The sequence below is a fragment of the Arcanobacterium bovis genome, assembly GCF_004331995.1.
GTDB classification, from domain to species: domain Bacteria; phylum Actinomycetota; class Actinomycetes; order Actinomycetales; family Actinomycetaceae; genus Arcanobacterium_A; species Arcanobacterium_A bovis.
Genome location: NZ_SJDT01000014.1, coordinates 1 through 5,261, shown reverse-complemented (window position 1 = coordinate 5,261; position 5,261 = coordinate 1). Strand labels below are relative to the sequence as shown.

General features: G+C 53.6%; 3 rRNA genes. All 3 read right to left on the bottom strand.

The features are described 5' to 3' along the window. Positions 1-7 precede the first annotated feature (7 nt). A 5S ribosomal RNA gene (gene rrf, locus EZJ44_RS08555) occupies positions 8-124 on the bottom strand. Positions 125-240: 116 nt separating this feature from the next. Continuing rightward, positions 241-3,330, bottom strand: a 23S ribosomal RNA gene (locus tag EZJ44_RS08550). A 218-nt stretch (positions 3,331-3,548) separates the two neighbouring features. Next, positions 3,549-5,085, bottom strand: a 16S ribosomal RNA gene (locus EZJ44_RS08545). The 16S, 23S and 5S rRNA genes sit together here, the layout of an rRNA operon. Positions 5,086-5,261: the final 176 nt, after the last annotated feature.

Sequence of the window (5,261 nt, the reverse complement as noted above, 5' to 3'; positions counted from 1 at the left end):
GTTTGGGTGACGGCGGTGTCCTACTCTCCCACACCCTCGCGGGTGCAGTACCATCGGCGCTGGCAGGCTTAGCTTCCGGGTTCGGAATGGGACCGGGCGTTTCCCTGCCGCTATGACCACCGTCAAAACGGTTGGATAACCAACACCATGCCACATGGTTTGGTGGCCGGGAATTGTATAGAGGACGCGAGCATTTTGTTAGAAAAACTATTTTCTTACACCACGCTAAGTGCGTGTGTTTTTTGTAGGTGATCGGCCATTAGTACCAGTCAGCTCCACCCGTTACCAGGCTTCCACGTCTGGCCTATCAACCCCATGGTCTATAGGGGGCCTCACACAACCCAAAGGTTGTATGGAAACCTTATCTTAAAGCAGGCTTCCCACTTAGATGCTTTCAGCGGTTATCCTTTCCGAACGTAGCCAACCAGCCATGCACCTGGCGGTACAACTGGCACACCAGAGGTTCGTCCGTCCCGGTCCTCTCGTACTAGGGACAGCCCTTTTCAAGTTTCCAACGCGCGCAGAGGATAGGGACCGAACTGTCTCACGACGTTCTGAACCCAGCTCGCGTGCCGCTTTAATGGGCGAACAGCCCAACCCTTGGGACCTACTCCAGCCCCAGGATGCGACGAGCCGACATCGAGGTGCCAAACCATGCCGTCGATATGAACTCTTGGGCAGGATCAGCCTGTTATCCCCGGGGTACCTTTTATCCGTTGAGCGACGGCGCTTCCACAAGCCACCGCCGGATCACTAGTTCCTGCTTTCGCACCTGCTCGACCTGTCAGTCTCACAGTCAAGCTCCCTTGTACACTTGCACTCGCCACCTGATTACCAACCAGGCTGAGGGAACCTTTGAGCGCCTCCGTTACATTTTAGGAGGCAACCGCCCCAGTTAAACTACCCACCAGGCACTGTCCCTGAACCAGATCATGGTCCAAGGTTAGACATCCAGCACGATCAGAGTGGTATTTCAACAATGACTCCACACACACTGGCGTGCATGCTTCACAGTCTCCCACCTATCCTACACAAACCGTACCAAACACCAATACCAAGCTATAGTAAAGGTCCCGGGGTCTTTCCGTCCTTCTGCGCGTAACGAGCATCTTTACTCGTAATGCAATTTCACCGAGTTCGCGGTTGAGACAGTGGAGAAGTCGTTACGCCATTCGTGCAGGTCGGAACTTACCCGACAAGGAATTTCGCTACCTTAGGATGGTTATAGTTACCACCGCCGTTTACTGGGGCTTAAATTCACAGCTTCAAACCCAAAAGGGTTTTAACCGTTCCTCTTAACCTTCCAGCACCGGGCAGGCGTCAGTCCGTATACATCCACTTACGTGTTCGCACGGACCTATGTTTTTGATAAACAGTCGCTTCTCCCTGGTTTCTGCGGCCATCACCCCTAGCCCGTACAGGCTTCAAGGATCAGGCCCCCCTTCTTCCAAAGTTACGGGGGCATTTTGCCGAGTTCCTTAACCACGATTCACTCGAACGCCTTAGTATACTCTACTCGACCACCTGTGTCGGTTTAGGGTACGGGCGGCTCAGACCTCGCGTCGAGGTTTTTCTAGGCACCACAGGATCACCCTACTTCCCCAAAAAATTGGGTCATCATCCAGCCTCACCCTATATGCCGGACGGATTTACCTATCCAACGGGCTGCGCTGTTAAACGTGGCAAGCCATAAGCCACGCGGAAGCTACCACTGTGCGTCACCCCTGTTAACACGCTTGCCTACACACAAGTTCAGATCCCACGCCATCAACCACACAACCCCCGAAAGGATCACACAGCATCAAGGATGGTTAGTATCACAAGCTTCAACACTGAACGGTCTTTCACCGGTACCAGAATAACAACTGGTTGCCCATCGACTACGCCTGTCGGCCTCGCCTTAGGACCCGACTAACCCAGGGCGGAAGAACCTGGCCCTGGAACCCTTAGTCATTCGGCGGACGGGATTCTCACCCATCATTCGTTACTCATGCCTGCATTCTCACTCGTACGAAATCCACAGCAATTCACACAACTGCTTCACCTCACGCACGACGCTCCCCTACCCAACACAAAAAAACTTGTGCTGCCACGGTTTCGGCGGTGTACTTAGCCCCGCTACATTGTCGGCGCAGAATCACTTGACCAGTGAGCTATTACGCACTCTTTCAAGGATGGCTGCTTCTAAGCCAACCTCCTGGTTGTCACAGCAACTCCACATCCTTTCCCACTTAGCACACGCTTAGGGGCCTTAACCGATGGTCTGGGCTGTTTCCCTCTCGACTACGGAGCTTATCCCCCGCAGTCTCACTGCCATGCTCAACTTTATGGCATTCGGAGTTTGGCTGACGTCAGTACCCCGGTCAGGGCCATCGGCCATCCAGTAGCTCTACCTCCACAAAGCACACACAACGCTGCACCTAAATGCATTTCGGGGAGAACCAGCTATCACGGAGTTTGATTGGCCTTTCACCCCTACCCACAGGTCATCCCCTCCATTTTCAACTGAAGTGGGTTCGCGCCTCCACACGCTCTTACACGTGCTTCACACTGCCCATGGGTAGATCACCCCGCTTCGGGTCTAGAACATGCAACTACAACGCATTTTAAAACTCGCTTTCGCTACGGCTACCCCACACAGGTTAACCTCGCTACATGCCACTAACTCGCAGGCTCATTCTTCAAAAGGCACGCCATCACCCCCACCAAGAAGGCTCTGACGGATTGTAAGCGTCCGGTTTCAGGAACTATTTCACTCCCCTCCCGGGGTACTTTTCACCATTCCCTCACGGTACTATCCACTATCGGTCACGCAGAGTATTTAGGCTTACACAGTGGTCTGTGCAGATTCACACGAAATTTCACGAGTCCCGTGCTACTTGGGCAACACACTCAAAGAAGACCACAACATTTCACCTACGGGACTATCACCCTCTACGGTCAGGTTTCCCACCCTGTTCAACTACACTGCGGTTTTATAACTCCCCAGGCCCCTATCGGAAGACCTACAAGCACGCCCCACAACCCCGGATATGCAACGCCCGACAGCTATCACACACACCCGGTTTAGCCTCATCCGCTTTCGCTCGCCACTACTCACAGAATATCTTTTCCTGCCGGTACTAAGATGTTTCACTTCCCGACGTTACCCCCACACACCCTATACATTCAGATGCAGGTAACCAGACATAACTCTGGCCAGGTTTCCCCATTCGGACACCCTCGGATCACAGCTCGTTTGCCAACTCCCCGAGGCTTATCGCAGGCTACAACGTCCTTCATCGGCTCTACATGCCAAGGCATCCACCGAACGCTCTTAAACACTTACAAAAAACCAAAGATGCTCGCGTCCACTATACAATTCTCAACCACCACACCAACACCACACCCCCAAACACCACAAAAGCATCCGGAAACACAGGCAGCACGGAACCAATTATCCCGAACCCCAACAGCATGCCAACTTCCCACAACAACCCACAGACAACCCCAAAACAAAAACAAGCAGCCACCACAACAGTAGCCACCACAAATACAGGGCTCCCTAGAAAGGAGGTGATCCAGCCGCACCTTCCGGTACGGCTACCTTGTTACGACTTCGTCCCAATCGCTAATCCCACCTTCGACCACTCCCCCCACAAACGCGGTTAGGCCATGAGCTTCGGGTGTTACCAACTTTCGTGACGTGACGGGCGGTGTGTACAAGGCCCGAGAACGTATTCACCGCAGCGTTGCTGATCTGCGATTACTAGCGACTCCGACTTCATGGGGTCGAGTTGCAGACCCCAATCCGAACTGAGACTGGCTTTAAGGGATTCGCTCCACCTCACAGTATCGCAACCCTCTGTACCAGCCATTGTAGCATGCGTGAAGCCCAAGACATAAGGGGCATGATGATTTGACGTCATCCCCACCTTCCTCCGAGTTAACCCCGGCAGTCTCTCGTGAGTCCCCACCATAACGTGCTGGCAACACAAGACAAGGGTTGCGCTCGTTGCGGGACTTAACCCAACATCTCACGACACGAGCTGACGACAACCATGCACCACCTGTACACCACCCCGAAGGCTGCCCTATCTCTAGAACATCGCAGTGTATGTCAAGCCTTGGTAAGGTTCTTCGCGTTGCATCGAATTAATCCGCATGCTCCGCCGCTTGTGCGGGCCCCCGTCAATTCCTTTGAGTTTTAACCTTGCGGCCGTACTCCCCAGGCGGGGCACTTAATGCGTTAGCTACGGCACAGAACCTGTGGATAAGGCCCCACACCTAGTGCCCAACGTTTACGGCATGGACTACCAGGGTATCTAATCCTGTTCGCTCCCCATGCTTTCGCTCCTCAGCGTCAGTAACAGCCCAGTAACCTGCCTTCGCCATCGGTGTTCCTCCTGATATCTGCGCATTCCACCGCTACACCAGGAATTCCAGTTACCCCTACCGCACTCTAGTCTGCCCGTACCCACTGCAGCCCCGGAGTTAAGCCCCGGTCTTTCACAGCAGACGCAACAAACCGCCTACGAGCTCTTTACGCCCAATAATTCCGGACAACGCTCGCGCCCTACGTATTACCGCGGCTGCTGGCACGTAGTTAGCCGGCGCTTATTCAACACCTACCCTCAACCCAAAAAGAGCCTTGTTCAGTGCTAAAAGGAGTTTACAACCCGAAAGCCTTCATCCCCCACGCGGCGTCGCTGCATCAGACTTGCGTCCATTGTGCAATATTCCCCACTGCTGCCTCCCGTAGGAGTCTGGGCCGTATCTCAGTCCCAATGTGGCCGGTCACCCTCTCAGGCCGGCTACCCGTCGAAGCCTTGGTAGGCCATCACCCCACCAACAAGCTGATAGGCCGTGAGCCCATCCCCATCCAAAACAAATCTTTCCAACCACCCCCATGCGAGGACAGCAGAATATCCAGTATTAGACCCCGTTTCCAAGGCTTATCCCAAAGACAGGGGCAGGTTACTCACGTATTACTCACCCGTTCGCCACTAATCCAACCAAAGCAAGCTCCAGTCTTCATCGTTCGACTTGCATGTGTTAAGCACGCCGCCAGCGTTCGTCCTGAGCCAGGATCAAACTCTCCACAAAAAACCAAACACCCCCAACCACCACAACAGGCAGCCAGAAGCACCCAATTCCATACATGAAAAGCCCAATAACAGACTCAACAAAAAACAAAAACAGACCAACCAAACACCCCCACCAAAAAGCAGAAGCACCCAGCCAGCCCAAAAAACATCACCCAACCAACCAAAACCACCAAA